We start from the raw sequence: 3,805 nt of genomic DNA on the forward strand, positions 1-3,805 counted from the left end.
GGCCCGCCCTTCGGGCGGACGACGGGACTTTGCGGACACGACCTAGGTGTGCCGTCCCGGGACGTCGGTGACACACGTGCCGGGTACGTGAAGGGGTGAGGGCCTTCTGGGTTCGGTGTGGACTGAGACATCCATGACCGGTACTCAGGAGGCCCTCGTGTCCCACCGTGACGCCCCGCTGACTTCGGCGGGGCCCTTCGTCCGGCCCGGTGCGTCGTGGGAGGCGGCCGGCCACTGCGACGGGCAGCGGAACGCTGCCGGGGTGTCAGGCAACGGTCGTGCACCCGGCTGAGCAGCAGCGGGGCGGCGCTCGTACCGAGCAACGCGCGCGGAACCATGTCCCACTGCGTGTCCCGGACGTCGCCCGGTGCGGCGGGGGAGTCGTCCGCCGCCACACCGCCGGTCACGGCCGCCGCCCACTCCGGCATCCCGGCACCGCGCTGAAGGCGAGGCACGCTCACACGGTGAGCGGCGCCGGCCGGCGGCTGCCGCGCAGCGGCGAGATGCGCACCGGCCGTTCCCGGACCGGCACGGCCGGGACCGGAGCCAGGCGGCGGTTTCGTACGGTGGCCGGGCGGAGGCCGCCGGACCCGCGAGCACGGCTGCGCGGCCCGGCCGCGGGGAGCGGCAGGGCCGCTGGACGGGGAACCGCTCAGCCCTCCGCTATGACCTCGGCCAGGAAGTCGTCGAGCCTGACCCGCTCCCGGCCGGGCGCCACCACCGCGTAGGTCTCCTCCAGGAACGACGCGATCGCCGGAGCCCAGGCGAACACCGCCGCGTGATGGTGGCCGCCGTCGGACCGCGGGTCCCCGAAGAAGTCCAGGCGCAACTCCTCCCAGCGGCCCGTCGACTCCGGGCGCATCCGCACGTCGCCCACGCCGACCGGGCCGCGCAGGCCGTCGGCCAGCATCTCCCGGTCCAGCCGCCACCGGGCGAGCACCCGGCCGTCATGGCTGAACACAGCGGTGACGGCGAACGGGTCCTCGGCGTCGTACCCCAGGTGGGCGAGGACCGGGAAGCGGTCAGCGGTGCCGGCCTGGAGCTGCATGACCAGGGTCCTGTGCACGAAGGAGTTCACCAGAAGGCCTCCGGGGAGTACGGGTCCAGAGCCTTCTGGTACCCCCTCAACGCACAAGATGCTCGGCTCTGGGCGTGATCAATCTCCCGTGACCCGCACAGTGCCGGCAGACAGCAGCCGATGACCCGCCGGAGTTCCGCGGGCCGCCGGGCCGTGTCGTCCTCGCCGGCCGCCGGTCAGTCCAGCGCGTCGTGCAGCGCCGGCAGCAGGGTCTTCGCCGACCAGTCCAGGAACTCCGCCTGCGTCTCCCCGCCGATCTGCACCAGCGCGATCTCGGTGAAACCGGCCTCGGCGTACGGGCGTACGGCCTCGACGAAGGCCTCCGGGTCGTCACCGCACGGGATCGACCCGGCGACGTCGTCCGGCGTGACGAACTGCGTCGCCGACTCGAAGGAGTCGGGGTGCGGCAGCTCCGAGTTGACCTTCCAGCCGTTGCCGAACCAGCGGAACTGGGAGTGCGCCCGCTTGATCGCCGTGTCGCGGTCGGTGTCGTAGCACACCGGCAGCTGGCCCACCCGCGGCTTGCCCGTACCGCCGTGCCGGTCGAAGGCCTCCAGCAGCCCCGGCTTGGGCTCCGTCGCGATGACCAGGTCCCCAAGCCGGCCCGCCAGCGCACACGACCGGTCGCCGGAGACGGCGATGCCGATGGGCGGCGGCTCGTCGGGCAGATCCCACAGCCGTGCCGACTCCACGTCGAAGTGCTGACCGCGACGGGTGACGTGCCCGCCCTCGAAGAGCGCCCGGATGATGCCGACGGCCTCCTCCAGCATCTCGTGCCGCACGTCGACCGAGGGCCAGCCGCCGCCCACCACGTGCTCGTTCAGGTTCTCGCCCGAACCGAGGCCGAGCCGGAACCGGCCCTCGGACAGCAACTGCATGGTCGCCGCCTTCTGGGCCACCACCGCCGGGTGGTAGCGGAAGGTCGGGCAGGTCACGTACGTCATGAGCGGGATACGGGACGTCGCCTGCGCCGCCGCGCCCAGCACGGTCCACGCGTACGGGGAGTGGCCCTGCGAGCGCAGCCACGGAAAGTAGTGGTCCGAGGTCACCGAGAAGTCGAAGCCGGCCTCCTCGGCCCGCACCACGTGCTCGACCAGATCCCGGGGCCCGGCCTGCTCGGTCATCATCGTGTATCCGATTTGCACCATAACGGGCGAGTCCCCGGCTCCGAGCAGTGAAAACGGGACTCCGTGAGCTCGGCGAGAACCCTCCCCCAGCCGGCTCGTCACCAGGGAGGATGACCGCATGAGTGCGCGCCCTCTTCCCACGAGCACGCCCGCCGCCCAAGGCGTCGACGCCGCCGGAGTCCTGGCCTTCCTCGACGCCCTCGACACCGCCGACGGGATCGAGCCCCACAGCCTGATGATCCTCCGCCACGGCCATGTCGTGACCGCCGGCTGGTGGGCGCCGTACACCCCCGACCGCCTCCAGCTCCTCTACTCGCTCAGCAAGAGCTTCACCGGGACGGCCGCCGCGCTGGCCGCCGCCGAGGGCCTGATCGACTTCGACGCCCCGGTGATCTCGTACTTCCCCGAGTTCGCCGCCGACATCACCGACCCGCGCAGCCGCGCCATGCGGGTCCGGCACGTGGCGACGATGTCCAGCGGCCACCTCGGCGAGACCATCGACGCCGCCCTCGCCCTCGACCCGGCGGAACCGGTGCGGGGCTTCCTGCTGCTGCCGCCGGAGCGGGACCCCGGCACCGTCTTCGCCTACAACCAGCCCACCACCTACACCCTCGCCGCGATCGTCCAGCGGGTCACCGGACAGCCGCTGACCGCCTATCTGCGCCCGCGGCTGCTGGACCCGCTCGGCATCGGGGAAGCAGCCTGGCTGCGCGACCGCACCGGCCGCGAACTCGGCTTCAGCGGACTGCACGCCACCACCGACGCCGTCGCCCGGCTCGGCGAGCTGTACCTGCGCGACGGCGTCCGGCAGGGCGAGCGACTGCTGCCGGAGGGCTGGGTCGCCGAAGCCACCCGCCCCCATGTCCCCACCGCGGGCCGCATGGGCGACACCGAGCGCGAGGACTGGAACCAGGGCTACGGCTGCCAGTTCTGGATGTCCCGGCACGGCTACCGCGGCGACGGGGCGTACGGCCAGTTCTGCCTGGTCCTGCCCGAGCAGGACGCCGTGATCGTGACGACCGCCGAGACCGAGCGGATGCAGGAGATGCTGAACCTGGTCTGGGCCCATCTGCTGCCCGCCTTCGGGCCCGCTCCCCTGACCGGCCGAGAGCCGGCGGAGCGGGCCCTGCGGGAGCGGCTGGCGGGGCTCGCGCTGCCGCCCGCCCCGGGCCGGCCCAGGCCCCCCGGCCGGGCGGACGACTGGGCCGCCGCCGCGTTCGTCCCGGCCGGTGGCCTCTGCGTGGACCAGCCCGGACTGTCGGCGGTCACCGTGCGCGGCGAGCCGGGCGGCTGGACGGTGACGCTCACCGACGACGGGCACGACCTCCCGCTCCGCCTGAGCGGGGAGGGCTGGACCGTCGCCGAGGACCCCGCCCCGGTGGCGGTGAGCGGGGGCTGGACGGACGCCACGACCCTGAGCCTGGACCTGCTGTTCCTGGAGACCCCGCACCACCTGCTGCTCACCTGCTCGCTCCAGGACCGCGTCTTCACCGCCCGCTGGAGCACCCAGCCCCTGCACGGCAGCCCGCTGCGCACCCGGTGTGCCCCGCGTCCTCCGTCACCCTGACGGGGCGCGGAAGGTGCGCAGCGGGCTGCCGTG

The 3,805-nt window shown here is 73.5% G+C and carries 3 protein-coding genes and 1 pseudogene; 1 reads left to right on the forward strand and 3 read right to left on the reverse strand.

Annotation, left to right across the window (positions count from 1 at the left end; genetic code table 11):
• Positions 1–266: 266 nt before the first annotated feature.
• The 3 genes and pseudogenes from CCN42_RS45065 to CCN42_RS34160 all read right to left on the reverse strand — a co-directional run.
• Positions 267–541 (reverse strand): annotated as a pseudogene (locus CCN42_RS45065) (DUF2238 domain-containing protein); the annotation flags it as partial.
• A 111-nt stretch (positions 542–652) separates the two neighbouring features.
• Complete coding sequence (locus tag CCN42_RS34155) at positions 653–1,078, reverse strand: SsgA family sporulation/cell division regulator (RefSeq protein WP_086173142.1); 426 nt, start codon at positions 1,076–1,078, stop codon at positions 653–655.
• A 176-nt stretch (positions 1,079–1,254) separates the two neighbouring features.
• Positions 1,255–2,226 (reverse strand): LLM class F420-dependent oxidoreductase, encoded by a 972-nt coding sequence (locus tag CCN42_RS34160; protein ID WP_086741307.1) that lies wholly within the window; start codon positions 2,224–2,226, stop codon positions 1,255–1,257.
• Positions 2,227–2,323: 97 nt separating this feature from the next.
• On the opposite strand from CCN42_RS34160, the gene CCN42_RS34165 reads away from it, so the two are divergent.
• A complete protein-coding gene (locus tag CCN42_RS34165) occupies positions 2,324–3,772 on the forward strand; it encodes a serine hydrolase domain-containing protein (RefSeq protein WP_086741308.1) in 1,449 nt (482 codons plus the stop codon).
• The last annotated feature ends 33 nt before the right edge of the window (positions 3,773–3,805 follow it).

The sequence above is a fragment of the Streptomyces glaucescens genome (assembly GCF_002154375.1).
GTDB classification, from domain to species: domain Bacteria; phylum Actinomycetota; class Actinomycetes; order Streptomycetales; family Streptomycetaceae; genus Streptomyces; species Streptomyces glaucescens.